30 protein-coding genes and 1 pseudogene are annotated in these 26409 nt (G+C 36.4%); 12 read left to right on the forward strand and 19 right to left on the reverse strand.

The annotated features are described in order from the left end of the window. Positions 1–102 precede the first annotated feature (102 nt). Complete coding sequence (locus AC1DKZ_RS15780; protein ID WP_002016352.1) at positions 103–1266, reverse strand: MFS transporter; 1164 nt, start codon at positions 1264–1266, stop codon at positions 103–105. Between the two features lie 5 nt (positions 1267–1271). Beyond that, entirely contained in the window at positions 1272–1679 is a 408-nt protein-coding gene (locus tag AC1DKZ_RS15785) for a MerR family transcriptional regulator (protein WP_002016353.1), read from the reverse strand. A 150-nt stretch (positions 1680–1829) separates the two neighbouring features. Here AC1DKZ_RS15785 and AC1DKZ_RS15790 point away from each other — a divergent pair, with 150 nt between their 5' ends. Continuing rightward, the gene (locus AC1DKZ_RS15790; RefSeq protein ID WP_002089801.1) at positions 1830–2555 is read left to right on the forward strand and encodes a glycerophosphodiester phosphodiesterase; all 726 of its coding nucleotides are present in this window, start codon (positions 1830–1832) and stop codon (positions 2553–2555) included. A 100-nt stretch (positions 2556–2655) separates the two neighbouring features. Further along, entirely contained in the window at positions 2656–4707 is a 2052-nt protein-coding gene (locus AC1DKZ_RS15795) for a transglycosylase domain-containing protein (RefSeq protein WP_476996565.1), read from the forward strand. Positions 4708–4739: 32 nt separating this feature from the next. On the opposite strand, the gene AC1DKZ_RS15800 is transcribed toward AC1DKZ_RS15795, so the two are convergent. Next, entirely contained in the window at positions 4740–5249 is a 510-nt protein-coding gene (locus AC1DKZ_RS15800; RefSeq protein ID WP_476996566.1) for a YwhD family protein, read from the reverse strand. A gap of 25 nt (positions 5250–5274) precedes the next feature. Further along, positions 5275–5949: a site-2 protease family protein gene (locus AC1DKZ_RS15805; RefSeq protein WP_002016358.1), complete on the reverse strand. Its 675-nt coding sequence runs from the start codon at positions 5947–5949 to the stop codon at positions 5275–5277. 112 nt (positions 5950–6061) lie between these two features. On the opposite strand from AC1DKZ_RS15805, the gene AC1DKZ_RS15810 reads away from it, so the two are divergent. Continuing rightward, on the forward strand, positions 6062–6247 hold the full coding sequence (locus tag AC1DKZ_RS15810) for a 2-hydroxymuconate tautomerase (protein ID WP_001147172.1): 186 nt from the start codon (positions 6062–6064) through the stop codon (positions 6245–6247). A gap of 39 nt (positions 6248–6286) precedes the next feature. Here AC1DKZ_RS15810 and AC1DKZ_RS15815 read toward each other — a convergent pair whose 3' ends face one another. From AC1DKZ_RS15815 to AC1DKZ_RS15840, 6 genes are all read right to left on the reverse strand, one after another. Further along, positions 6287–7591 carry an HD domain-containing protein gene (locus tag AC1DKZ_RS15815; protein ID WP_002130105.1) on the reverse strand — a complete coding sequence of 435 codons (1305 nt, stop codon included), beginning with the start codon at positions 7589–7591 and terminating at the stop codon, positions 6287–6289. A 145-nt stretch (positions 7592–7736) separates the two neighbouring features. Next, entirely contained in the window at positions 7737–8675 is a 939-nt protein-coding gene (locus AC1DKZ_RS15820) for an ABC transporter substrate-binding protein (RefSeq protein ID WP_002184500.1), read from the reverse strand. A gap of 200 nt (positions 8676–8875) precedes the next feature. Further along, on the reverse strand, positions 8876–9688 hold the full coding sequence (locus AC1DKZ_RS15825) for an ABC transporter ATP-binding protein (protein ID WP_000212073.1): 813 nt from the start codon (positions 9686–9688) through the stop codon (positions 8876–8878). Between the two features lie 15 nt (positions 9689–9703). Next, positions 9704–10720 carry a FecCD family ABC transporter permease gene (locus tag AC1DKZ_RS15830; protein ID WP_002130107.1) on the reverse strand — a complete coding sequence of 339 codons (1017 nt, stop codon included), beginning with the start codon at positions 10718–10720 and terminating at the stop codon, positions 9704–9706. Next, the gene (locus tag AC1DKZ_RS15835) at positions 10717–11772 is read right to left on the reverse strand and encodes a FecCD family ABC transporter permease (protein ID WP_000388282.1); all 1056 of its coding nucleotides are present in this window, start codon (positions 11770–11772) and stop codon (positions 10717–10719) included. The genes AC1DKZ_RS15830 and AC1DKZ_RS15835 overlap by 4 nt, the downstream gene beginning before the upstream one ends. A 237-nt stretch (positions 11773–12009) precedes the next feature. Then, positions 12010–12234, reverse strand: coding sequence for a YuzB family protein (locus AC1DKZ_RS15840; RefSeq protein ID WP_000526075.1), 225 nt, complete (start codon positions 12232–12234; stop codon positions 12010–12012). Between the two features lie 289 nt (positions 12235–12523). Here AC1DKZ_RS15840 and AC1DKZ_RS15845 point away from each other — a divergent pair, with 289 nt between their 5' ends. Together AC1DKZ_RS15845 and lipL are read left to right on the forward strand one after the other, a co-directional pair. After that, positions 12524–13219, forward strand: a complete 696-nt coding sequence (locus AC1DKZ_RS15845) for an RsfA family transcriptional regulator (RefSeq protein WP_002016365.1) — start codon at positions 12524–12526, stop codon at positions 13217–13219. Between the two features lie 127 nt (positions 13220–13346). Then, positions 13347–14192 carry an octanoyl-[GcvH]:protein N-octanoyltransferase gene (lipL, locus tag AC1DKZ_RS15850; RefSeq protein WP_002034931.1) on the forward strand — a complete coding sequence of 282 codons (846 nt, stop codon included), beginning with the start codon at positions 13347–13349 and terminating at the stop codon, positions 14190–14192. A 68-nt stretch (positions 14193–14260) separates the two neighbouring features. On the opposite strand, the gene pta is transcribed toward lipL, so the two are convergent. Next, entirely contained in the window at positions 14261–15232 is a 972-nt protein-coding gene (gene pta / locus AC1DKZ_RS15855) for a phosphate acetyltransferase (protein ID WP_002016367.1), read from the reverse strand. A gap of 277 nt (positions 15233–15509) precedes the next feature. Between pta and hemQ the strand changes: the two genes are divergently transcribed. The 4 genes from hemQ to gerQ all read left to right on the forward strand — a co-directional run bounded on the left by hemQ (position 15510) and on the right by gerQ (position 18780). Beyond that, the gene (gene hemQ, locus AC1DKZ_RS15860; protein ID WP_002089820.1) at positions 15510–16253 is read left to right on the forward strand and encodes a hydrogen peroxide-dependent heme synthase; all 744 of its coding nucleotides are present in this window, start codon (positions 15510–15512) and stop codon (positions 16251–16253) included. A 196-nt stretch (positions 16254–16449) separates the two neighbouring features. Continuing rightward, positions 16450–17727 carry a serine hydrolase gene (locus AC1DKZ_RS15865; protein WP_002184499.1) on the forward strand — a complete coding sequence of 426 codons (1278 nt, stop codon included), beginning with the start codon at positions 16450–16452 and terminating at the stop codon, positions 17725–17727. Positions 17728–17901: 174 nt separating this feature from the next. Beyond that, positions 17902–18324 (forward strand): cell wall hydrolase CwlJ, encoded by a 423-nt coding sequence (gene cwlJ, locus AC1DKZ_RS15870; protein WP_002089824.1) that lies wholly within the window; start codon positions 17902–17904, stop codon positions 18322–18324. A 27-nt stretch (positions 18325–18351) separates the two neighbouring features. Beyond that, positions 18352–18780 (forward strand): spore coat protein GerQ, encoded by a 429-nt coding sequence (gerQ, locus tag AC1DKZ_RS15875; protein ID WP_002184497.1) that lies wholly within the window; start codon positions 18352–18354, stop codon positions 18778–18780. 31 nt (positions 18781–18811) lie between these two features. Here the strand turns inward: gerQ and AC1DKZ_RS15880 are convergent, their stop codons facing one another. From AC1DKZ_RS15880 to AC1DKZ_RS15895, 4 genes and pseudogenes are all read right to left on the reverse strand, one after another. Beyond that, positions 18812–19180 (reverse strand): DUF423 domain-containing protein, encoded by a 369-nt coding sequence (locus tag AC1DKZ_RS15880; protein ID WP_002089827.1) that lies wholly within the window; start codon positions 19178–19180, stop codon positions 18812–18814. A 63-nt stretch (positions 19181–19243) separates the two neighbouring features. Beyond that, positions 19244–19531, reverse strand: a complete 288-nt coding sequence (locus AC1DKZ_RS15885; RefSeq protein ID WP_001198367.1) for a YwdI family protein — start codon at positions 19529–19531, stop codon at positions 19244–19246. Between the two features lie 6 nt (positions 19532–19537). Continuing rightward, a pseudogene (locus tag AC1DKZ_RS15890) lies at positions 19538–19831 on the reverse strand (cation:proton antiporter regulatory subunit); the annotation flags it as partial. Next, positions 19800–19901, reverse strand: a complete 102-nt coding sequence (locus tag AC1DKZ_RS15895) for an ion channel (protein WP_002130114.1) — start codon at positions 19899–19901, stop codon at positions 19800–19802. The gene AC1DKZ_RS15895 and the pseudogene AC1DKZ_RS15890, both read right to left, overlap by 32 nt. 171 nt (positions 19902–20072) lie before the next feature. Between AC1DKZ_RS15895 and AC1DKZ_RS15900 the strand changes: the two genes are divergently transcribed. From AC1DKZ_RS15900 to AC1DKZ_RS15910, 3 genes are all read left to right on the forward strand, one after another. Beyond that, positions 20073–21356 carry a purine/pyrimidine permease gene (locus AC1DKZ_RS15900; protein WP_002184495.1) on the forward strand — a complete coding sequence of 428 codons (1284 nt, stop codon included), beginning with the start codon at positions 20073–20075 and terminating at the stop codon, positions 21354–21356. A gap of 205 nt (positions 21357–21561) precedes the next feature. Next, positions 21562–22383: a Cof-type HAD-IIB family hydrolase gene (locus tag AC1DKZ_RS15905; protein ID WP_002184494.1), complete on the forward strand. Its 822-nt coding sequence runs from the start codon at positions 21562–21564 to the stop codon at positions 22381–22383. 209 nt (positions 22384–22592) lie between these two features. Continuing rightward, a complete protein-coding gene (locus AC1DKZ_RS15910; protein WP_000953390.1) occupies positions 22593–22886 on the forward strand; it encodes a DUF3817 domain-containing protein in 294 nt (97 codons plus the stop codon). A 38-nt stretch (positions 22887–22924) separates the two neighbouring features. On the opposite strand, the gene AC1DKZ_RS15915 is transcribed toward AC1DKZ_RS15910, so the two are convergent. Genes AC1DKZ_RS15915 through AC1DKZ_RS15930 form a run of 4 tightly spaced genes read right to left on the reverse strand, consistent with a single transcriptional unit; the run spans position 22925 to position 26402 of the window. Next, the gene (locus AC1DKZ_RS15915; RefSeq protein WP_002184493.1) at positions 22925–23602 is read right to left on the reverse strand and encodes a uracil-DNA glycosylase; all 678 of its coding nucleotides are present in this window, start codon (positions 23600–23602) and stop codon (positions 22925–22927) included. Between the two features lie 19 nt (positions 23603–23621). Continuing rightward, entirely contained in the window at positions 23622–24614 is a 993-nt protein-coding gene (locus tag AC1DKZ_RS15920) for an ABC transporter permease (protein ID WP_002089839.1), read from the reverse strand. Further along, positions 24607–25524: an ABC transporter ATP-binding protein gene (locus AC1DKZ_RS15925; protein WP_002089840.1), complete on the reverse strand. Its 918-nt coding sequence runs from the start codon at positions 25522–25524 to the stop codon at positions 24607–24609. Before AC1DKZ_RS15925 ends, AC1DKZ_RS15920 begins: the two co-directional genes overlap by 8 nt. Then, positions 25521–26402: an SGNH/GDSL hydrolase family protein gene (locus AC1DKZ_RS15930; RefSeq protein ID WP_002034946.1), complete on the reverse strand. Its 882-nt coding sequence runs from the start codon at positions 26400–26402 to the stop codon at positions 25521–25523. Before AC1DKZ_RS15930 ends, AC1DKZ_RS15925 begins: the two co-directional genes overlap by 4 nt. Positions 26403–26409: the final 7 nt, after the last annotated feature.

Here is a 26409-nt window from a genome sequence, read left to right on the forward strand (position 1 = left end):
GTATAGTTAAAAGTACAAAAATACCGAAAATATATTTTAGTCAGAGGGTTCTAACATATATGTGAAAAGGGATTGCTCTGTAATAGGAAAGAAAACCCTTTCTTAAGAAAGGGTTTTTGTTTCTATTTCTACCGGTTTACGAATCGGAATTAAGATCATTACGCAACCAACTAACACAACAATTCCACCGACTAAAAACGGACTTTGTGGTGAAACTGTATGACCGATGACTCCTGATAAAATTGGAGCAATCGCGCCTCCTAACCAACGAACGAAGTTATAAACACCTGATGTAACAGATCTTTCATAAGGTGAAATATCCATTACATAACTTGTAAATAACGCGTTATTTAAGCCTGATGCTAATCCTGATAGAACGATTAACACGATTTGTAACCACATAATTTTAACGAAGAATAGTGCAATTAAGAAAATCGCAAATACGAGTAAACTACCTTTTAACAATGTTTTTGGTTCATATTTACCTTCTAGCTTATGCGCTAAAATTGCTGATCCGTAAGCTAATGCTAATCCCCATCCGCAAAATACAAATCCTAATTGAATAGCAGATAAATGCATAATAAGTGGTGAATATGCTAACACGACGAAAAATCCGTAGTAGTATAACATTCCCGAAATAGCACCTTGCATAAACGGTTTATACTTCACCAGGTTAAGTAATTCTCCTACGCCTGCCGCTTTACGCTTCACTTTTCGCTCCGGTTCTTTTACAAAAAAGAAAACTAAAATAAATGCTAAAGAAATTAAAATACTCGTCGCAAAAAATGGGTAACGCCAAGAATGTCCACCTAATATACCACCTAACAATGGGCCACCTGCCATCCCTAAACCAATAGCTGCTTCATATAATCCTACTGCTTCATGAACTTCTTTACTTAATGCAATTAATAATGTCATCGCCGTTGCGAAGAACATCGCATTTCCTAATCCCCACCCCGCGCGGAAAAGAGATAATTGAGCAATCGTTTGCGATATACCACATATAAATGCAAATACAGTTACAATCGCAAGACCGATCGTCATCATTCGTTTATCACCAAATCTTGATGCAAATATTCCAGCTGGTAACATCATAATTGCCATCGTTAAAATATATGCTGTAAATAACATCTCGACTTGCCAATGCGAAGCACCAATTTGTTCAGCAATACTTGGTAAAATTGGATCGACTACTCCTATACCTGAAAAGGCAAGGAAGGTAGCCACCACTGTAATCAATCTCCCTAATTTTTGTTTGCTCTCCATTTTGATTACTCTCCTTTTGTATTCTCTAAAAATGTAACTGCACGGCTTAAACTATCCTCTAGCTCTGCCTTAACACGCTGCATTTGCTCCATTTTTTCGTCTAACGTTTGCACTTGTTTTTCAAGCATCTCTTTAATTTCTTGAATCACTTCACGGTCACGCGGATTCTCACTATTTCTTCTTTGTTCCATTCTTTCTTTTAACGATAAGAAATGTTGCATTTCTTGAAGCGTAATTCCTAGTACTTCTTTCGCTTCCACAATCCTTTTAATTCTCGCAATGTCCTCGTCTGTATACAGGCGAATGTTCCCTTCACTGCGTTCTGGGGGATGAATTAAACCAATTTCCTCATAATAACGAAGTGTACGCTTTGTTAAACCAACTTGCTTTGTTACTTCATCAATTTTATACATGTGTATTCCTCCCTTCACTGATTATTACATTTTACGTTAACGTTAACTTTTGTGCAACTGTTATACTTTTGTAAATGTTTGTCATATGAATTGTATTTTTCTCAAAGCAGTTTCATAATGAAAGAAAAGAGATGATAAGGAGATTTCCACATGAATAAACCACTTATTTTCGCTCATCGCGGGGTAAAAGGAACACACCCAGAAAATACGATGATTGCCTTCCAAGAGGCTGAACGCATTGGGGCTCACGGAATTGAACTTGATGTTCATCTATCAAAAGATGGTGAACTAGTTGTTATTCATGATGAAACGGTGGACCGCACAACAAATGGCGTGGGACTTGTTTCTGAGAAAACTGTAGAGGAATTACAAGCTTTAGATGCTGGTAGCCATAAAGATCCTTCTTTCCATGAGGCGAAAATCCCAACATTACGAGAAGTATTTATTTGGCTCTCTACAACAAATTTACAACTTAACATTGAATTAAAAACAGATGTTCTTCATTATCCAAATATTGAAGAAAAAGTTGTTGCTCTTGTTCGTGAATATCATCTATCCAATCAAATTGCATTTTCATCATTTAACCACGATTCCGTTTCATTATTAGCAGAAATTGCTCCAGAAATTCCAAGAGCGATTTTGTACGATACACCACTTGCAGATCCTATTGCTGAAGCAAAAAGGCGCGAGGCGACTGGATTACATCCAAACTTTCAATTATTAACGAAAGAGTTTGTCCAATTAGCACAGGGGCAAGGATACGTTTTTCGTCCTTACACCATTAATGAATATAAAGATTTACAAACTATGATTGACTATGGTGTAGATGTCATCATTACCGATTGGCCAGCACGTGCCTTTGAGCTCCTTTCTTAATTGAAGGGGCTTTTTTGTTTTCAAAATTTCATTGTTTAAAATAAACGAAAACCCTCAATACTAATACAATAATGCTTGTATTAATGAGGGGCTGAAAAAGATGGATCAAACTATGAATCCAAAACTTAAAAAATATAAACGTCTTTTCTTCACCGTAATGTTTTCTTGTGTTCTTTTTTTCGTTTTTTCCTTTTTTATTATCATTATAGCTGCAAAAATTATGGGGCCTCCCCCTGTTGCAGTGCCGCAAACGAGTGTCTTTTACGCTAATGATGACACTGTTATAGGGCAAAGTAATGAAACACAAAAGCGCTATAATGTATCTCTTGATGAAATTTCTCCTTATGTAAAAGAGGCAACACTATCTATTGAAGATCAACGATTCTACAAACATCATGGATTTGATATAAAGCGCATTGTTGGTGCCATTGTTGCCGATTTAAAAGCAATGGCAAAAGTACAAGGTGCTAGTACTATTACACAACAGTATGCTCGCAACCTATACTTAGATCATGATAAAACGTGGAAGCGTAAACTATTAGAGGCAATGTATACCGTTCGCCTTGAAGTGAACTATAATAAAAATCATATTTTAGAAGGATATTTAAATACAATTTATTACGGGCATGGTGCTTACGGAATCGAAGCTGCTTCTCGCCTGTATTTCGATAAAACTGCAAAAGAATTAACATTAGCGGAAGCTAGTATGCTCGCAGGCATTCCGAAAGGACCTAGCTTCTACTCTCCCTTTTTAAAAGAAGAGCGTGCTAAAGGGCGTCAATCTCTCATACTAGATGAAATGGTAGAACAAGGTTATATTACAAAACAGCAAGCTGCCTCGGCAAAAAAGGAACCGCTAACTTTCGCCTCATTAGATACGAAAAAAGTGGCAGAGGTCGCGCCTTATTTCCAAGATGCTGTACAAGCTTCTCTTCTTCGTGATATCGGATTAGATGAGCAAGCCTTACAGCGAGGTGGCTTACGTATTTATACAACGCTAGACCCTAAATTACAATCTGTAGCAGAGCAAGCTGTAAAAAATCATATACCTGAAACAACAAACATCCAAACTGCCCTCGTCTCTATGAATCCAAAAACGGGTGAAGTGGCTGCCCTTGTTGGTGGAACTGATTATAATACGAGTCAATTTAACAGGGCTACACAAGCCGCTCGTCAGCCCGGGTCTACATTTAAGCCGTTCTTATATTATGCAGCCTTAGAACGAGGATTCACCCCTGCCACACGCTTAAAAAGCGAATACACTGTATTCACTTTAGGTGACGGTTTTTCCAAATATAAACCGAAAAATTATAAAAACTATTATGCAGACGACTTTGTGACAATGGCACAAGCACTCGCTGTTTCTGATAACGTATATGCTGTGAAGACAAATCTATTTTTAGGCGAAGACATTCTTACAAAAACAGCGAAGCAATTCGGTATTACTAGCGCATTAAAAGATGTTCCGTCTCTTGCTCTCGGCACATCTCCTGTAAAACCAATTGAAATGGTCAATGCTTATAGCATGTTTGCAAACGGCGGGAAAGAAGTAAAACCAATCTTTATAAGACGCATCGTTGATCATGAAGGAAATATGCTATACGACGCTCATTTAGAAAGTAAACAAGTTCTAGATAAAAGCAAAGCCTTTGTGATGGAAGAAATGATGGCAGGCATGTTTAATAAAAAACTAAGCAGTTATGCCGCTGTGACCGGTCAATCGATGTTATCAAAACTATCAAGAACATATGCTGGAAAGTCTGGTTCTACAGAAACTGATAGTTGGATGATTGGATTTACCCCGCAGCTCGTAACAGGGGTTTGGATTGGATACGATCAACCTAAATCCATTTCAAACGTAGCAGAACAAGGATACGCAAAAAAAATATGGACCGATACAATGGAAAAAGGATTAGATGGACAGCCTAAACAAGAGTTCAAACAACCAGCAGATGTTGTTGCAGTCGATGTTAATCCTGAAAACGGTAAGATTGCTACAAAAAATTGTCCCATTTCTGTGAAAATGTATTTCGCAAAGGGTACAGAGCCAACAGAGTATTGTATGGATCACGTTGATGATAAGGAAGAGTTCGAAAAGGTTAGTGAAGAGAAGAAAAAGACGGGTTGGTGGAAAAAATATCTCCCGTGGTAAAAAAATAGCTGACGGAAATCCGTCAGCTATTTTTATTCGCCTAATAATGCGTGGCGCAATTCTTCACTAGATTCGTTCCAAATTGCTTCATTATGCTCTTTTAAGAATGTACCAAGTACTTTTTTAGATGATTCATCCATATGACCAATCATGATGTGACGCTTTAGTGATTTATCCATTTTATTTACATGCTCTGGAAGTGATTTATATCCGCGGCGAATTTCACGATCAACTGTCATTTCACAGGCTGTTGCACCTGCGTAATAAGCACCGTTTGGTGTTCTTTCAATTGTTACCCAAACAAGCCAAAACGGTTTTCCGTTTGGAACTTCATCTTTATTTGTTAAAAACTTAATTCCTTTTTCTACTGTACTACGCGCATGCATCGCACCGATATCAACGAACGCAGTTTTCTCTAATACATCAACAAATACAGGAGAAATATTTTCTAAACTTAATGCCCCAACGCCAAAACCACCATGTCCATCTGTTGAATCATTTTTCACGATATTAAAACCGATTTTTTTCTTTTTCTCTGTCATATGTAAACTCCTCCTCGCTTAATGATTAAAAAAGCCTGAAAATAGGCGCAATGATATTTTGTAAAAATACTAATACATATGGAATAACAACATTGAAAATAGGTTGAATTGTGTAATTGCTAAGCGGTGTAATAACAAGAATTAATAACGCAATTGATCCATACTTTTCATACTGTGTCATTTTCGCACGAATATTTGCTGGTGCTAAATCTTCCACAACGCGATAACCATCAAGTGGCGGGATTGGTAATAAATTAAATACAAGTAAAACAATATTAAGCATAATAAAAATTTGGAAAAATTGATCCAGCGTATCTGCTACTGCAAGTGGCATCGCATCTAACACACCAAATGTTATTAAGCTATACCAAATAATTAAACCAATTGCACTTAAGATAAGATTACTTATCGGTCCCGCAATAGAAACTAATATTCCTGCAAGACGCGGTCTTTTAAAGTTATATGGGTTAACAGGCACGGGTCTTGCCCAACCGAATCCAAGAATTAATACAGCAATCATACCGATAGGATCTAAATGAGCCATCGGTGATAACGTTAAACGCCCTTGCTTTTTCGCTGTATCGTCTCCAAATTTATATGCAACATACGCATGTGCAAATTCATGCACAGATAGCGCAATAATAATCGCCATTGCTACCAACGGAATTTGTTGCAATGGGTATCTAAATAACTGATCCATACTTCATCTCCTCTTCAATATGTCAAAAAAAGAAATTATTTGTTTTTCCGATTGTTCTTCCTCATAATCCGCTATAATAAGAGTGTAACTTACATAAAAGGAGCGATTATATATGCCATACGTAACAGTGAAAATGCTAGAAGGACGCACAGAAGAACAAAAGAAAGCTCTTGCTGAGAAAGTAACAACAGCAGTAAGCGAAACAACTGGTGCTCCTGAAGAAAACATCGTTGTTTTCATCGAAGAAATGTCTAAAAACCATTATGCAGTTGGCGGAAAACGCTTAAGCGACAAATAATTTCAAGTTTTTTCATAAGAAGCAGCTCTTAGCTGCTTCTTATTTCTTTCCTTCTAACAACTCGATAATTCTCTCTTTATATTTTCCTTTTCTTCCATCTTCATAGATTAAATCATGCGGATAGAATAGCTTTTGATCCGTTCGCTTCTTACCTGTAATCGCCTCAACAATATCCGATTCACGCGAAAGCTCTCTAAGTTCCCCGTTCGGCATAAGAAGTAAGATTGGCAGACGCTCTTCTTCTTCTCCTGCGCGGTAAAAGTCATACGGTAAGTCTGATGTTGAATCAACAACTAAATAATACTCTGGGTCTAGTCCAATTTTTTTAAATAAGCTACTTAGCTCCATCCAATTATCTAAACCGTGCTTATCTGTAAACTCCACATATTTAAATAGATTTCGATTCATAAAACGACGGCATAAGTCACTTAAAATCGGATCTTCTTCCTCTTGCCATACTTGGAAGTAATAATACATTACGTTCTCGTCTAGCTTTAAATAATCCTCTACTGTTACTTCTTCTTCAAATAAAGAATAGAAATGAACAGGATGATTTTTAAACGCATAATACTTCTCATGCAACGATTTAGCTCGGTGTAAAATCTTCGTTAAAATTACTTCTGCACTACGTGTTACCGGATGAAAATATACTTGCCAATACATTTGATAACGGCTCATAATATAATGCTCTACAGCATGCATACCACTATTTTTAATGACAACTTGATTACCGTACGGGCGCATGACACGCAGTATACGTTCCATATCAAAGTTCCCATACTTTACACCAGTAAAATATGCATCTCTTAATAAATAATCCATACGATCGGCATCAATTTGGCTCGAAATCATACTAATCGCTAATTTATTAGTAGATGTTTTCGCAATTACATCTGCTACCTTTTGCGGGAAATCCTTATCCACACGGCTTAACACACGATTAATTTCCGTATCACCAACGATAATCTTTTGCGTAAATTTCTCATGATCTAACGAAAATACTTTTTCAAACGAGTGAGAAAATGGGCCGTGACCGACATCATGAAGTAATGACGCACATAAACATAACAATCTATCTTCAGCATTCCAGTTCGGTCTGCCATCAAACACATCATCAATCATACGACGAATAATTTCATATACACCTAACGAATGAGTAAAGCGACTATGCTCTGCACCGTGAAATGTAAAAAATGTCGTACCAAGCTGCTTAATACGGCGCAAGCGTTGAAATTCTTTCGTTCCGATTAAATCCCAAATAACGCGATCACGCACGTGTACATATTTATGTACTGGGTCTTTAAACACTTTTGTTTCGCTGAGTTTGTCGTTTAAATATACCACTTTCCGACATCCCCCTTTCTTTACTGCATTCTTACTATATATTATAAACGATATAGGAAACAGAAAGAAATGAAAGACTATATTAATTCCTGTTATATAAAGAAAAATCACCTTTACCAAAGCAAAGGTGATTTTTCTTTATATATTATTTTCCTAAAATGAACTCAGTAACTTCGTCTAGGATCATTTCTTTACCTAGTGGGAAGTATCCTTTGTTTACATCTTCATTACTGATTGTAAATACATGGTTGTTTTTAACAGCGTTCATATTTTTCCAAATTGATTCTTCTTGGAATTCTTTTAGACGCTGAGAACCGTCACCAGTTGTAAATACGAATAAGTAATCTGGGTTGTAATCAATTAAAGCTTCTTTTTGTATTTGTACTAACGGTTTATCAGTTGGTGTACCTTTAACTGCTGGTAATTTTAAATCACCAAAGATTACGCTACCGTAACCGTAGTCACCGTATACACGGAATGCATTTGGATATGCAGCCATTTTCATGAATGTTGCATCGCCAGTTTTAGCAACGATTTTGTCATGTAATTTGCTTGCTTTTTCATCATACTTTTTGAACCATTCTTTTGTTTCTTTCTCTTTACCTAAGATTTGACCTACTTCTTCGAATTTTGGACGCCATTGGTCTAATGGAGTTTTTAACATAACTGTTGGTGCAATTTTAGATAATTGATCATAAATCTTTTCTTGACGATTGTTTACAATAATTAAATCTGGTTTTGCAGCAGCCACTGCTTCGATGTTAATTTTATCGCCCCACGCAGAACCAACCGGTTTTACATCTTTCAATTTCTTCTCAATATGTGAATCAATTTTTTCTTGTGTTGTATTTGCAGTAATAATCGGTTTCATACCGAAAATTAATAATTCTTCTGTTGAACCACTAAGGTCAGCAATTTTCTTTGGATTTGCAGGAATTTTAATTTCCCCTTTTGCGTGTTGTACAGTGCGCTCTTCAGTTTTCGCATCTGCTTTCTTTTCTTCTTCTTTGTTAGAACAAGCTGCAAATAGTACAGAAGTAACAACTAGTACCATTGCTAATAGTGCCATTTTAAAATTCTTCATATTCCGACTCCTTCTAGCTGTATTTCTCTTATAATTTGCATGTAACTATAAGAAACGAAACAACATTTAATTAATATATTTTTATTAGTTGTTGTTTATAACCCGTTCTAACGGGCGTTCAACTTCCCATCCGTGGGTAAGAGCTCAACGTCCATTAGAACTCCCCCTCTCACCTCTTTAAGAGGGGGAAATTCTATTAATTATGCTTTTTTACGCAATTGATTATTAATCATCGCTAAATCGTATGTTAAACAAATTGGTTTACAATTTACTGGACATGGAACGATTTGCGCTTCAATCTCAAATACGTTACGAAGTGTTTCACTCGTCATAACTTCATCTGGCGTTCCTTGTTTCATTAACTTACCTGCTTTTAATGCAATCATATGATCAGAGAAACGAGAAGCATGATTTAAATCGTGAATAACCATAACAATCGTTCTGCCTTCTTCTTTGTTTAACTTCTTCAGTAAGTTTAATACCTCAAGTTGATGAGCCATATCTAAGTATGTTGTTGGTTCATCTAACACAAGTAAATCTGTTCCTTGTGCAAGAGCCATCGCAATCCATACACGTTGACGTTGACCACCTGATAAAGCTTCTGCTGGACGATTTGCGAATTCTGTCATCCCCGTCACTTCAAGTGCCCAATGAATGTAGCGATAATCCTCTTCTTTCAATGTTCCAAATCCTTTTTGATGAGGAAAACGTCCATATGAAACAAGTTCAAACACAGTAAGGCCTGTTGGCACTTCTGCAGTTTGTGGTAAAATCGCCATTTTCTTTGCGATTTCTTTCGTTGGCTGTTTCTCAATTGCTTTTCCATCAAGATAAACAGTACCTCGTTTTGCTTTCAAAATACGAGAAGCCGTTTTTAATAATGTGGATTTCCCACAACCATTTGGTCCAATAATCGTTGTAATTTGTCCTTCCGGAATTTCAACTGTTAATCCATCTATAATTAACCCTTCATTATACCCAACAGATACCGCATCAACTGCTAAAGTTGCCATACAAAAAGCCTCCCTTTATTTTGTCCTCATAAGTAAATATATGAAATATGGTGCACCAATTACAGAAATAACAAGACCGACCGGTATTTCTGAAGTTGGTAACACACTTCTTGAAATTACATCTGCAAATAAAAGCAAGAACGTTCCTATTAATGCAGCCGTTGGTAACATAATTTGATGTTTACCACCAACGAGGCGTCTCGCTAAATGCGGAGCCATTAAACCGATAAAACCAATACCTCCCGCCACCGCAACAGATGCACCAGCTAAACAAACTGCAATAAATAATAATTTACGTCTTTCCTTTTCTACGTTTACACCAAGGCCAACTGCTGTAGAGTCGCCTAAATTCATTACATTTAATATGTGCGCTTTACTAATGGCAAGTGGTAAGAAAATAATCATCCATGGCAGTACACTTAGTACGAACTTCCAATCTGTTCCCCATAAACTTCCTGCCAACCAAATCGTTGCAAAACGGAAGTCGTTAGATGTCATCTTCATAGAGAAAATTAAACTAACCGCACCAAATCCGGCTGCAACAGCGATACCAACAAGAATTAATCGAGTTGATGAAACACCGTCTTTCCATGCTAGTAAATAAATAATAACCGCTGCTAATATCGCACCAACTAGCGCGAAGAATGGAAGGATAAATACAGATAAAAATGTACCAGTTCCAACTTTTCCAAAGAAAAAGTAGACGAATACAACAACTGTTAATCCCGCTCCGGCGTTAATACCTATAATACCTGGATCAGCAAGTGGGTTTCGTGATAGCCCTTGCAAAATTGCACCTGACATAGCTAATGCAGAACCAACTAATATAGCAATAACCATACGCGGCATACGAAATTCAAATAAAATAACAGATTGATCTTCTGCACCTAATCCAACCAATGACTTTAATACATCTATTGGAGGAATTTTAAATGTTCCTGTATTTAAACTTATTAAAAATACAGCAACAATTAATCCTACTAAAATCGTTAAAATAGAAACGTTCTTTTTTGTTAAGACGCTCGTCCTCACATCTTTCCTCTCCCTTCATTACGTGCTAAGTAGAGGAAGAATGGCACCCCAATTAGCGCTGTAATTGCTCCAATTGGCGTTTCAAATGGTGGATTAATAACGCGAGATAACATATCTGCACATTCAATTAGCAATCCACCTAAGACCGCAGAACATGGAATAACCCATCTATAATCTGAGCCTACAAGGAAACGAGTCATATGCGGAATTACAAGTCCAACAAATCCAACTGATCCTGCCATAGAAACCGCAGAACCTGTTAATACAAGAACAAGTACTGTTCCGATAAATTTAATTAATGTCGTATTTTGACCAAGTCCAATCGCAATTTCTTCACCAAAGCTTAAAATTGTGATATATCTCGACATCATAATTGCTATAATGAGACAAACAAGACCAATCGGTACTAACATATTAATACTTTGCCATTTCACTCCGGCAACACCGCCTGCATTCCACATACTTACCTCTTGGGCAAGGTTGAAATACAATGCAATTCCAGATGAAATTGCCCCTAATAAAGCACTAATTGCTGCACCTGCTAAAGCTAATTTTACAGGCGTTAATCCACCTGGTGAAGAAGACCCAATACCATATACAATGCTCGCTCCAAACGCAGCTCCAATAAAAGATGCGATAACAAACATTAAATAAGGTGAATTAGGGAAGAATGCATACATAATTGCAATTCCGAATACAGCACCATCTGTAATCCCCATTAACGATGGAGATGCAAGTGGATTTCGTGTCATACCTTGCATAATTGCACCTGATACCGCTAAAAAAGCACCTGCAACTACGCCCCCTATTGCTCTAGGCATGCGAAGTTCCTGAATTACGTTATGGTGCGTTATGGAACCATCAAACTGAAATACAGCTTGCCAAACGGTCTTTAAACTAATATCTGCTGCACCAAACGAAATAGAAACTGCCATACTTAAAGCTAACAAAATTGTGCCTGCTATTAAAATAATAGAAGCAACGAGCGGTCTGCTCTTAATCTCTTTAACATTCACATCTTGCTGTTCTATACTCCTTGCGCTCGCTTCCATCCCTCAACCATCCTAACCAACAACATATATTTAATAAAATGAAATTTATTCTCAAATAATAATAAAAAAATTAGGTGAATTGACCTTTTTCATGATAATGATTATCAGAATCAGACACTTTCTATTCTACCTACCACGTCAAAAGACTGTCAACCATTATTTTGAAATACGAATTCATACAAAACGCTATCTTATGGACATAAAAAAAGAAGAGTAATCTGTTCACTCTTCTTTTTCTTACTTATTTAATTTTGCTTCAATTTTTACAATTAATTCGTCTTCTGTTGGAGCCGCAACTGGACGATTATTTACAAACGCGAATGATTTTTTACGACCAGGGCCACAGTAAGACTGACATGCAACCTCAATCGTTGCACATGAATCTACTTTTTTTAACTTCGGAATCAACGTTTTAACGTTCGTTGCCTGACAATCATCACACACACGAAATTCGTTTCCCATTATATATAACACTTCCTCTATTTTAAACTTTTCACAAGTACATTTAAAAATAAACACTAAATGGTATTTTACCGCTCTTTGAAGCTTGTTGCAAGTCTCCGGGCGTAGCCCTATTCCTATATAAAGCTACCTATTTTTTATATTTTCTCCTTCAAAAGCTTTCATCATTCATAGCCACATTTCTTCTCTTCATTGAAATCTACCATATTTTTAAAAGCTTTGTATAAAAGCTCATTTTTTTGCCCATTATAAAAATAGGAAGTTCATAAAAAGAAAGGGAGTTGAATCTATGAAAGTAAGACAAGATGCTTGGACAGACGAGGACGATTTATTACTTGCTGAAACGGTGCTTCGCCATGTTCGAGAAGGAAGTACTCAATTAAATGCTTTTGAAGAAGTAGGAGATCAGTTAAATCGCACATCTGCTGCTTGTGGTTTCCGCTGGAATGCTGTTGTTCGCTATAGCTATGAACAAGCTCTTCAACTAGCAAAAAAACATCGTAAAGATAAAATGCGTGCTGCGGGCGGTGAACAGACAAAAAAACGTTTGCTTTACACACCACCAGCTTCAGCGGCGGCGATAACTGATTATGAAGAACACGTACCGTATGAAACAGCTGTTCAATATACAGAAGCTACTCCATATCAAAAGCCGACTGTCCCTGCTCCAAAAAGCTCAATAACAATGCAAGATGTTATTTACTTTTTACAAACAGTTGGATCTTCAAATATAAAAGTAACAGCTCTTGAAAACGAGAATACGAGATTGAAACAAGAAATTAAAACGCAAATCCTGCGAAATGAAGAACTAGAAAAGAAACTAGAAAAATTAGAACAACAATCTCATACTGTACAAGAGGATTACGAAACACTTATGAATATTATGAACCGTGCTCGTAAATTAGCAGTAATGGATGATGAGGAACGCTCACAAACATCTTTCCGCATGGATCGAAACGGTAACTTAGAAAAAATTGCAGAATAAAAAGGATGCATGCAATGCATCCTTTTTATTCTTTCACCTCTAAACTTCCCTTTATATATGAAAAAACCCCTTTCTACATTTTTTGCTATAATAGAGATTGTCATTTTAAAAATAAGGGGTTAGTTATATGAGCAATTCCCGTTCGATTTTATCTCAGCCAGAGTGGCGTATTGTAGATCAGTCTAGTTTAGGACCAACTTTCCATGCACTTCAGTCATTCGCAATGGATGACACGTTATGCACAAGTATTGGAAATGGTCTATCCGCTGCAACAATGCGCTCTTGGGTTCATCACAATACAATTGTTCTTGGCATTCAAGATTCACGCCTACCACATTTAGAAGAAGGTATTTCCTTTTTAAAAGAAAACGACTTCAATGTTATCGTTCGTAATTCTGGTGGACTTGCTGTCGTACTTGATGAAGGTGTTTTAAACGTATCACTTTTATTCCAAGAAACAGAAAAGGGTATCGATATCGATCTTGGATACGATACGATGTGGCATTTAATTAAGGAAATGTTAAAAGATTACGATGTGACTATCGAAGCAAAAGAAATTGTTGGTTCTTATTGTCCTGGTAGCTACGATTTGAGCATTCGCAATCAAAAATTTGCTGGTATTTCTCAGCGCCGTATTCGCGGAGGCGTTGCTGTACAAATTTACTTATGTGCGACAGGAAGCGGATCTGAGCGTGCCGCACTCGTTCGTGATTTTTACAACGTAGCAATTCAAGGCGAAGAAACAAGATTTACGTATCCTGAAATTGTACCGAGTACGATGGCTTCACTATCTGAATTACTTGGCGAAACAATTACAGTGCAAGATTTAATGATGCGCCTTTTAAAAACGTTGCAACAATTCACTCCAAAGTTAACATCATCTCAGCTAACAGTAGATGAAGTTCCTTTATATGAGACGAATTTACAACGTATTATTGACCGTAATAATAAGGCACTTGGTTTAGAAAAATAGAAACCAAAAAGACCACCCTATTTCAAAAGAAATAGGATGGTCTTTTTTCATATTAATTCGTTATAGAATTAAAGTGCTTGAGCTGCTGTAATTAAAGCTAACTTGTACACTTCTTCTTCGTTACATCCACGAGATAGATCATTTACAGGCATATTTAAACCTTGTAAGATTGGTCCTACTGCTTCGAAGTTACCTAAGCGTTGAGCGATTTTGTAGCCGATATTACCAGCTTCTAAGCTTGGGAATACGAATACGTTAGCATCACCTTTAATTGTAGAACCTGGAGCTTTCTTCTCAGCTACAGATGGTACGAATGCAGCATCGAATTGGAATTCTCCATCTAAAGTTAATTCAGGAGCCATTTCTTTTGCAATGCGAGTTGCTTCTACAACTTTTTCTGTTTCTGGAGATTTCGCAGAACCTTTTGTAGAGAAGCTTAACATAGCAACGCGTGGGTCAATACCGAATAGTTCAGCAGTTTTCGCACTTTCGATACCAATTTCAGCTAAATCTTGGCTGTTTGGTGCAATGTTAATTGCGCAATCAGCGAATACATACTTCTCTTCTTCACGTACCATGATGAATACGCCTGAAGTTTTTGTAACGCCTGGTTTTGTTTTAATAATTTGAAGTGCTGGACGAACTGTATCAGCTGTAGAGTGAGCTGCACCACTTACTAAACCTTGTGCTTTGCCCATGTATACAAGCATTGTACCGAAGTAGTTTTCGTCTTTAAGAATTTTACGAGCATCTTCTTCTGTTGCTTTACCTTTACGGCGTTCAACGAAAGATGCTACCATTGCATCCATCTCTTCGTATGTAGCTGGATCGTAAATATCAACGCCTGCTAATGTTAAGTTCATGCTAGCAGCTTTTGCGCTAATTTCTTCTTTATTACCAACTAAAATTGGTTTTACTAACTCTTCTTTTGCTAAACGCTCTGCAGCGCCTAAAATTCTTTCATCAGTTCCTTCAGGAAGTACGATAGAAATGCCTTTTCCTTGAACTTTTTCTTTTACTGCTGTAAATAAATTGCTCACGAATAAACCCTCCTACAAATGTTAAAAACTCTACCTTTAAGAATACTTCTTTTCAGCTATATTTTAAACTTATAGCTCCCAAAAAATAGATAAAATGAAAATGATTATATTTTCATAAAATTCAGCCGGAAAAATAAGCCTACTTAAGCCTTATTTTCTCCCGTTTTCCAGTAAATATAAATGTGACAGTTTTATGCGCCGAAACTTTATTTAGATGTTTTTAATCCTATATATGCTATAGTTAACGTGTAAAATATCATTAACTGAGGTGAATAGAATGAGTGAAGCAACAACAACGTTAGATGGCTGGTATTGTTTACATGATTTACGTTCTATTGATTGGGCAGCATGGAAAACATTATCTAGTGACGAACGCGGACAAGCAGTGTCTGAATTTTTAAATGTCGTTGAAAAATGGAACGAAGTAGCTACTGCAAAAAAAGGCAGTCATGCAATGTATACAGTTGTTGGTCAAAAAGCAGATATTATGCTTATGATCTTACGTCCAACAATGGAAGAGTTAAATGAAATCGAAACAGAATTAAATAAAACAACATTAGCTGAATATTTAGTTCCTGCATATTCTTACGTATCTGTTGTTGAACTAAGTAACTATCTTCCAGCTGATGAAGACCCATACCAAAACCCACAAATCTTAGCTCGCTTATATCCTGAGTTACCGAAAGCAAATCACATTTGCTTCTATCCAATGGATAAGCGTCGCCAAGGTAATGATAACTGGTATATGCTTCCTATGGATGAACGTAAGAAACTTATGTACAGCCATAGCAAAATCGGTCGCCAGTACGCAGGTAAAGTGCGCCAAGTTATTTCAGGATCAGTTGGATTTGACGATTTTGAGTGGGGCGTAACATTATTTGCTGACGATGTTCTTCAATTTAAGAAACTTATATATGAAATGCGCTTCGATGAAGTAAGTGCTCGTTATGGTGAATTCGGAACATTTTTCGTCGGAAACATTTTACCAGACGAAAAGGTAGAGAAATTTTTACACATATAAATCGTAAAAAAGGAACGAATTTCGTTCCTTTTTTTATTACCCTCTATATTTCTCCTCAAAAAACTTCTTTTCTCTGCAAATTTGAACAAAAATCGACAAATTCTTTTCAATTTCCTTACAAAATTGTAACCTTTCTATATCCAAATTTATGCTAAAATGGTACGAGCTATATGCTAATAACGATGCGAAGGTGATAATGTATATGAAGAAAATCTTGTCTATTTTACTAGTATCTCTATTGTCATTTTCTTCCTTAGGAGTAACAACATCCCATGCAGAAGAAAAAATACATATAGAGGCAGCTGCTGCACTTCTATTTGATGCGGATACAGGAAAAATACTGCATGAACAAAATCCAGATGAATTACTAGCTATCGCTAGTATGTCAAAATTAATTGTTATTTATGCCGTATTAGAAGCAATTAAAGAAGGAAAAATCACTTGGGATACGAAAGTAACTATTTCTGATTACGCTTATGAAGTTTCACGTAATAATGAATTCTCTAACGTGCCGTTCGAAAAAGGACGTCAATATACTGTAAGAGAATTATACCATTCTATCGTTATCTTCTCTGCAAATGGATCTAGTATTGCTTTAGCAGAATTACTTGCAGGAAGTGAAAAGAACTTCTTAAATCTCGCAAATGAACATGCGAAAAAACTAGGGTTAAAGAAATATAAATTTGTAAACGCTACTGGGTTAAATAACGCTGATTTAAAAGGAAAACATCCTGAAGGAACTGATCCGAATGGAGAAAACTCCATGTCAGCTCGCGATATGGGTATTCTTTCAAAAATAATTATTACAAAGTATCCAGAAATGCTAGAGGATACAAAACAAAGATTTAGAAACTTCCCAGATAATCATCCAAAACCAATTCGTATGGAAAATTGGAACTGGATGTTACCAGGTGCTGCTTTCTCTTATGAAGGAGCAGATGGTTTAAAAACAGGAAGCTCTGATACCGCTGGGTATGGTTTTACCATTACAGCAAAACGCGGTGATTTACGTCTTATATCTGTTATTATTAAAACGAAATCAATGGACGAACGTTTCACAGAATCTCGCGCATTAATTGAATATGGATTTAATAACTTCGAAAAACAGAAATTAAAAATAGATAAAAATAACAAAATTTCTGTAGTAAAAGGAAAAGAAGACTACGTAACAGTTGCACCAGAAAAAGAAGTGACAGTAGTTACTGCAAAAGGTAGCAAATCACCTTACAAAATTTCTACTGAAGCAGATAAATCACTTACTGAAGATGGGCATTTAGTTGCTCCTATTAAGAAAGATGCAAAGGTAGGTTCAATCGTCTTAGAACCATCTGATAAATATGGTTTCTTAGACGGAAATAAAAGTATAAAAGTTACTGCAAAAACGACTGAAGAAGTAGAAAAAGCAAATTGGTTCGTATTAACAATGCGTTCAATTGGCGATTTCTTCTCAAATTTATGGTCTAAAGTATTTTAATGATGAAAAGCTAGCTCACGCTAGCTTTTTTTATTTTCCCCTCTAGATGTAAAACTTCGTTTGGTTGTCATATCTGCGTCCTTTTTCTCATACGTATGAACTAGTAATTGTTCCACACTTCATCTAAGAAAAACCTCTTTCCAAAGGGTATTCCAAAAAGAGAGGTGACACATAATGGGTGTTATCGCACATACAGAAGAAGATGTAAAGTTATTAGCTAGACTCATGCGTGCTGAAGCTGAAGGAGAAGGACAACAAGGCATGCTAATGGTTGGAAATGTCGGTGTAAATCGTGTCCGCGGAAATTGTTTAGATTTTAAAAAAGTACGGAACTTACGTCAGATGGTTTATCAAAATCCTGGTGGTTTTGAAGCTACTCAAAAAGGGTATTTTTATCAACGAGCAAGAGAACAAGATATTGCCTTAGCCCGTCGAACAATTCAAGGGCAACGTTTTTGGCCTGCAAATTTCGCTTTATGGTTTTTTAGACCTGAAGGTCCTTGCCCACCAACTTGGTATAACCAGCAAAACTCTGGACGTTTTAAAAAGCACTGCTTCTTCCAACCATCCGGGGAGGATTGTCCAAGCGTATATTAAGGAATGAAAATGAGGAGGGATTTTTGAATGACACAGCAACAAAACCCGTACTACGGAACAGGTTTTTATCAACCATCTGGAACTTATGTGCAACCGCAACAAATGACCGCGCAGCAACAGCAACAACAGCAAGCGATGCAACAACAAGCTGCTCAGGCTCAACTTGCAGTTTCTCAAGGTATGTTACCACTAGAGCAATCGTATATTGAAAACATCCTTCGTTTAAATAAGGGTAAGCCAGCTACAGTTGTAATGACTTATGAACGCGGTAGTTCGCTTGGAACACAATCTTATACAGGGATCATCGAGGCAGCTGGCCGTGATCATATCGTAATTAGTGAGCCGAAATCTGGAAAACGCTTTTTACTACTAATGATTTATTTAGATTATGTAGAATTCCCAGGAGAAATTACGTATTTACCTGGTCAACAAGCAACTTATGCTCCAAGACCATAAAAAAAAGCTGGCGAATGCCAGCTTTTGTTTTTTATAACCCTTTTACAACTGCAGTTCCGACTAAAATCCACGCCACAATAAACGCTACACCACCAAGGGGTGTAATTGGGCCAAAGAATTTAATACCTGTTGTACTTAATGCATAAAGACTGCCTGAGAACATAATAATCCCAGCTACCATAAGCCAACCTGCAGTGTTTAAAAGTGATGATTGCATTTTGTCCATTAATAGAGCAACTACGAATAAGCCACCTGCATGAAACATTTGATATGTAACGCCCGTCTTCCACACTTCTAACATTTTTGCAGAAATTTTATTTTCTAAACCATGTGCTCCAAAAGCCCCTAATGCAACAGATAGCCCCGCTGCAATACAACCTAGTAAAAAGAAAATTTTCATCTTAATTCCCCTTTTTATTTTTATCATAAGCAATTTTCACATATAATCCAAACGATTTAATCCCTAAAAATCAAATAAAGAATTACCATTTGCACCTTCTTCTTTTATATACACAGGTTCTCCAGAAACTGGCATAACCGGTTGAACTGTTGTTATAGGCTGAGATCCGATTATTTGTGATTGAACTTGTGGTTCTCTATACGTAGAAGGCTCAACTTGTTCATCTAATAATAAATCACATAATGCACGCACAACTAATAAATGCTCTTTTGATTTTTGTCCTTCACTACTTTTTGCCTTTGCAATTTCACTCGCCATTTTATTTAAAACCTTATCGCTAGATACTTGCATTCCTTGTCACCTCTTACTTTGTAGTTCTTTCTCAAATTGCCTCAGTTTCTCCACTGAACCAAATACTATTATCATATCATGTTCTTGCAGTTTTTCCTGCCCCGTTGGATTATGGATAATATCCCCATCTCTTAAAATCACTAAAATTGTTACATCAAATTGATTTCTCACATTACTCTCTAATAAAGATTTACTGGCTAAGTTAGAATCTTTACCAACTTGAATTTCTTCAATTACAAATGATTGCTCTATTCCATACAATACTGTATCAATATAATGCACTGTTAACGGATTCGCAATATCCAACCGTTAATACAGTAATCATCGTCATCCAAAATGCTTGAAACAAGCTAATCTCTTCAATTGTCATAAATCATAGCATTCCTAGAATTACAACAAAAGTCATACATATAACCGCTATCCATAATTGCTTCCGTGCATTCATATTATGTTTCAACTCTTTTCTCTATCTACAATCTTTGCCAGAGGAAATGAAATACGTATATACTAGAAAACGGAATCTATGAAAGAGGTTGATATAATGAAGCTATTTCTTTCTGCCTTACAATGGGCACTATTTATTTTAGCTGGAAGTCTTATTGTACCAATTAGTGTCGCAACTAGTTACGGCCTTGATGGCGCTGAAGCTATCGCGTTTGTACAAAGAACATTATTTGTTCTCGGTTTTGCCGGTCTCTTGCAAGCTATATTTGGTCATAAACTTCCTATCCAAGAAGGCCCTGCCGGCCTTTGGTGGGGAATTTTCTCCTTGTATGCAAGTTTAGGCGTCGTATTATTTGGATCAAGCAATGAAACACTTAAGGTCCTTCAGTACGCTTTCCTATTAAGTGGCATCATTTGTATTATTCTTAGTGTTTTTGGACTTATTGATAAACTAGTTCGTTACTTTACACCGACAGTAATTGGAACGTATTTATTCCTTTTGGTCGCACAACTTAGTGGCTCCTTCTTAAAAGGCATGTTTGGCCTTGATGGACAACATACAGAAGTACAGCCAAAGGTATTTATTCTTTCACTCATTGTTATTTTACTATCTTTTTTCATTATGAAGCTACCTATTATTGGACAATATTCCGTTCTTTTCAGTATCGTCTGCGGCTGGATATTATTTGCGTGCTTCGGATTATCTAATCCAGTAAAACCTGTGACAGATATAATTCGTCTTCCATCTCTGTTTGTTTTCGGAATGCCTCGCATTGAATGGAACATGGCAATTACGGTAGTTTTCGTCACACTACTACTTCTAACAAATATGTTAGCAAGTATTCGCGTTGTACAAAAGGTTGTTTCTAAGTATGAAGAAAATGCTGCTCCAGATCGCTTCAAACAAGCTGGCATTATAACAGGAATAAATCAATTGCTAGGCGGTCTATTTTCAGCCATTGGCCCTGTTGCCATTTCTGGATCCGCAGGATTTATTGCAACGACAAATATTTATAAGCGCCTTCCATTTATGTTAGGGTCAAGCTTTATCATTCTTGTTAGTATATTCCCAAAGATTACTTCATTCTTTGCAGCCATCCCCGTTGCAGTTGGGTATGCTGCGATTTATCCTGTATTTGCAAGCATGATTGGTCTCGCTTTCCGCGAATATGACACTGTACAAAATAAAGAACAATTATTTAAAGTAGCAGGTCTTTCAATCTTTACAGGAGTCGGCGTTATGTTCGTTCCAGCAGGAGCGTTTTCTACGCTACCACCATTTTTAGCATCATTTTTAAGTAACGGTCTTGTTCTTGGATCTGTAATGGCTATCTTGCTGGAAATATTATTTTCTCGTTCGCACGAAAAACAACCATCGTAAATTGGAAAACTTCCATTATTGCACTCTATCTTTAGAGTTGTTACGATAATGATAAATTATCATGGGCAACACGCTCATGATAATTTATACTAACAATGCAGAACTTCTCCTAGTTTCATGCAAAGAATTTCGATGTCTTACTATATATTCCCCACTATCTTCATAAAAATTTATCTCTATTTCAACAAAGAAAGGAATTTTCTATATGACTTATAAAATGATTGTTTTAGATTTAGATGATACTTTATTACGCGACGACCATACAATTTCACCTCGTACGAAAGAGGCTTTAATGACAGCACAAGAGCAAGGAGTTAAAGTTGTACTTGCTTCTGGGCGCCCAACGTTTGGTATGCGCAATGTTGCAAAAGAACTTCGTTTAGAGGAATACGGTAGCTTCATTCTATCTTTTAACGGCGCAAAAATTATTAACTGTAAAACAAATGAAGAAATCTTCAGTAGCACGCTATCTCCTGAAATCGTTCACAACCTATTTGAAATTAGTAAAACTGAAGATGTATGGATTCATACTTATATTGGCGATGATATCGTAACAGAAGAAAATAATCCTTATACTAAAATTGAGGGCGAAATTACTGGTATGCCGATTATTGAAGTAGATGATTTTAAAACTGCTGTTAAAGAGCCTGTAGTAAAAGTATTAATGAATAAAGAAGCTGAACGCCTTGTTGAAGTAGAAAAGAAACTACAAAAACAACTAGAAGGTCAATTAAGCGTTATGCGCTCTAAACCATTCTTCTTAGAATTTACTGAACATGGTGTTACGAAAGGAACGAGCTTAAACCAATTAATCCAAAAACTTGGTATTAAATGCGAAGAAGTTATCGCAATGGGCGATAGCTATAACGATCAAGCGATGATTGAATTTGCTGGTCTTGGCGTTGCGATGGGCAATGCACCCGATGATATTAAAGAAATCGCAAACTATGTGACAGATACAAATATGAACGATGGTGTTGCTAAAGTTGTAGAGAAATTTGTACTAAAAAGCGAAGCGCTTGTTTAATATTTTCATTCATAAAACCTATTTGAAGTCAAATACTTCAAATAGGTTTTTATTTAAATTGCAATGCTTTTGTGACTATATTTTGAACTTTGCACTATTCTCGTAGTGTAAACTTTCTTTTTGTATATAATTAAACAAAATAGACTATTTCATTTTGAAAAAGAATACAAATTTACTATATACAAGCATACATTAAAGGAGGCTACTTCATGTTATCTACACCAATCGGAAGATTAAGAGCAATCGGCTTAATTGAGGGGATTTCTTTCCTATTACTATTATTTGTAGCAATGCCATTAAAATATTTTGCAGGGTTTGCAACAGCTGTTAAAATTACAGGTATGGCTCATGGCGTTTTATTTATTCTATTCATCTTTGCGGTAATTCAAGTAACAATCGTACACCGTAAATCAATTTTATGGGCACTTGGGGCATTCGTTTCATCAGTTATCCCATTCGGTACTTTTGTACTAGATGCAAAACTAAAGAACGAACAACAATAATAAAAAGGTAGTTAACAACTGTTAACTACCTTTTCTATTTATAAATTTGGAATTTCCCAATCAATTTCTCTTTCGCCCATATTAGCTAAAATCGTATTTACTTTAGAGTACGGCTTACTTCCAAAGAAACCTCGTCTTGCTGATAATGGACTTGGATGTACGGACTCGATAATACGATGATTCGTATTCGTAATTAACTTTTTCTTCGCCTGAGCATGGCGTCCCCATAATATGAAAATAACTGGCTTTTCACGTTCATTTAATAGCTCAATTACGCGATCTGTGAAATGCTCCCATCCTTTTCCTTTATGAGAATTCGCCTCACCTTGACGAACCGTTAACACAGTATTTAATAGTAAAACCCCTTGCTCCGCCCATTTTACTAAATAACCATTATTCGGAATTTCATAACCGTATTCATCTCGAAGTTCTTTGTACATATTTAGCAATGATGGCGGCGTTTTAATACCCGGTTGTACCGAAAAGCTTAAACCATGCGCTTGATTCGGTCCATGATATGGGTCTTGTCCTAAAATAACGACCTTTGTATTTTCATAACTTGTATACTGAAGAGCGTTAAAAATATCTTCTACCTTTGGATAAATCACATGCTCCTCATACTCTTCTTTTAAAAAGTTAGCTAAATTTTGATAGTATTCTTTCTTAAATTCTGGCCCCAGTAATGGTCCCCAATCATTCTGCAAAATGTTTTCCATGCCTTCACTTCCTATCCAATTAATTCACCATATCCTGCCTTGTAAATACTACAAACGAAATGATAAGAGATACTACTGCCCAAACCGTTAAATTTATTAAAGAAAATCCCATTGATAACCCTTGTAATGCAGGAAGTTTTCCTGATAAATAATCCGTTAGCGATAAGTTGACACTAAAAATGTATTTCGCACCTTCCCAAGACGTTGCGAATGAACTTAAAATGCCGCCTGCAATTAACGCAGCTAACATAACGCCCATACCAGCTGGTGTATTACGAATTAAAACAGAGACCATAAATGATATAGTTCCAACAACGATAGCAACAAACCAAGCTAGTCCGTACGCCATTAAAATGTATTGCCACTGCGGAATAAGGTGTACAAAGTTTGTATTTAACGTTTCCTTATCAATGACGAATCCTGTTAACACAGGTAAATTCCATCCAGAGTATCCAAATACAAGCCCTGATAATGCGTAAGCAAACAAACCGACAAGAAGCAATATGAGCGAAATGAAAAATAACATCGTCACATATTTACTAAGGAGTATTTTCCAGCGCCGAATTGGCCTCGTCAGAAGCATTTTCATCGTACCATCGCTTCGTTCTCCTGAAACAATATCAATGGCGACAATCATAACGAGCAATGGAATAAATAACGTTATTCCTTGTTCAATAAACGCCCTCACAAATGTCGGTGCTCCTGGCGCAGTCGGATTAATATTGTGATCTAAATAATATTGTTGTTGTTCCACTCTTACTTTTAACCAATCCCGCCATTCTTCTGGCAATCTAGAATTGTTCAAGCGGTTTTGTGAATCAACAATTTGTTGCTGTAATGATACTTTCCAATCGGTCGTACCAAGCCTTTTTTGCGTCGTTTCTATTTCACGATACTGAGCATACACAAAAAGTGGAATCAAGATTGCTAAAATAAGCATGACAACAACAATTCGTTTCTTACGATAAATCTTTTCTGATTCATTTAAAACTAGATTCGCAAATTCACGCATGTTGCTCACCCCTTGTGAGTTCAATAAATAAATCTTCTAGCGTAAATACAAGCTCTTTGACGCTATGTACATCTATTCCGTTTTCTACAAAATGCTTATTCCAAACATTAATAGACGCAACATCCATACGACATAATAAACGCTCATCTTCTACACTAACTTCCTCTATCTCTTCAGCAGCGTCTAACATGTCTTTCGCTTTGGAAATCGGTGTAACGACCCATTCCACACGATCACTCGCTGTTTTGATCAACTCTTCAATAGGTGCAACTGTTATCATTTTTCCTTTATGAATAATAGCAACACGGTCGCATATCAGTTGCACTTCACTTAGCAAGTGACTCGAAATAAATACACTCATATTTTCTTCTTTTACAAGCTTATGTATAAATTCCCTAAGTTCTCTAATCCCAGCTGGATCTAAACCATTCGTCGGTTCATCTAATATGAGCAATTTCGGGTTTCCAAGTAGCGCCTGTGCAATTCCAAGGCGCTGCTTCATACCAAGGGAATATGTTTTTACCTTATCGTGAATACGCTCATCTAAATGAACCATTTTTGCAATTTCAATAATACGTTCATCTGATATATCACCAAGCATGCGCGCAAATTGCTTTAAGTTTTCCCATCCCGTTAAATATGTATAAAGCTCTGGGTTTTCAACTATACTTCCAATTTGACGCATCGCTTCTCTGAAATTTTCCTTAATAGAATAACCACCGATAGAAATAGTACCTTCTGTCGCTTTAATCAGTCCAACTAACATTCGAATTGTTGTCGTTTTCCCGGCTCCGTTCGGTCCTAAAAAGCCAAACACTTCTCCTTGTTTTACATCAAATGAAATGTCCTCTACAAGCGTCTTCTTTCCAATTACCTTCTTCAAGTCTCGTACAGAAAGTATCGTCGTCATTTTATCCCTCCTTGCTCTAGTTTTAATTTACTTACGACGTTTTGGACTAATCGCTCTGCCATATATGTGTAGCCTACTTCATTCGGATGAAAATGATCGGAGTATAATAAATCTTTTCCACGATTTTGGAATAAATCAAATGTCGGTGTAATATATACATTTTTATCATTTAATGCTAACTTCTCTAAAGAAGCATTCCAATCAACAACAATATTTGATGAACCTCTTAAATCTTCTACATCCTCAAAAGGATTGTATAAACCTAGCCAAAAAATAGGACTATCTGTGTTTAATTTACGAATTTCTTCTATAATTTTCTTCGCTTCATTTTGAAACGTTTCCGTATCAGGACGATACGTCTCTAAATCTATCTTTCCGAGCGATTCCCATCCTGGGAATAAATCATTTCCTCCAATTGTTAAAACAATTACATCTGCTTGCTTAATTGAATATTGAGCTCCGCTGCTTTCGATTTGTTTTAATAAATCAGGCATTTTCGCACCACTAACTGCCAAATTGCTTAGTGCAACTTTTTGTTTATAATCTTTTTGTAAATTCTCTTTCATTCGTCCAATATAGCCAATTCCTTCTTTATCACCAACGCCGCGCGTTAACGAATCACCTAAACTAACTACTTGTAACGTTCCCGTTTTCTTTTTCTCTTTTGCCACTACGTCAGTCTTCGTAATTAATTTTGAAGCTTTCGGATTTAATACATCATTTACACCCGAAACAAAACCGTATGCAAATAAACAGAAAGACGCAATTGTAATGAGTAGAATTACTTTTACTAATTTTGATCTCATATCAAAACCCCTTTTAGCCCCTATAGATTGTCCATAATTATACCAAACGAATTTTCGAAAAGCGATTTTCACACCTTCT

The organism is Bacillus sp. 05T21 (genome assembly GCF_056396785.1).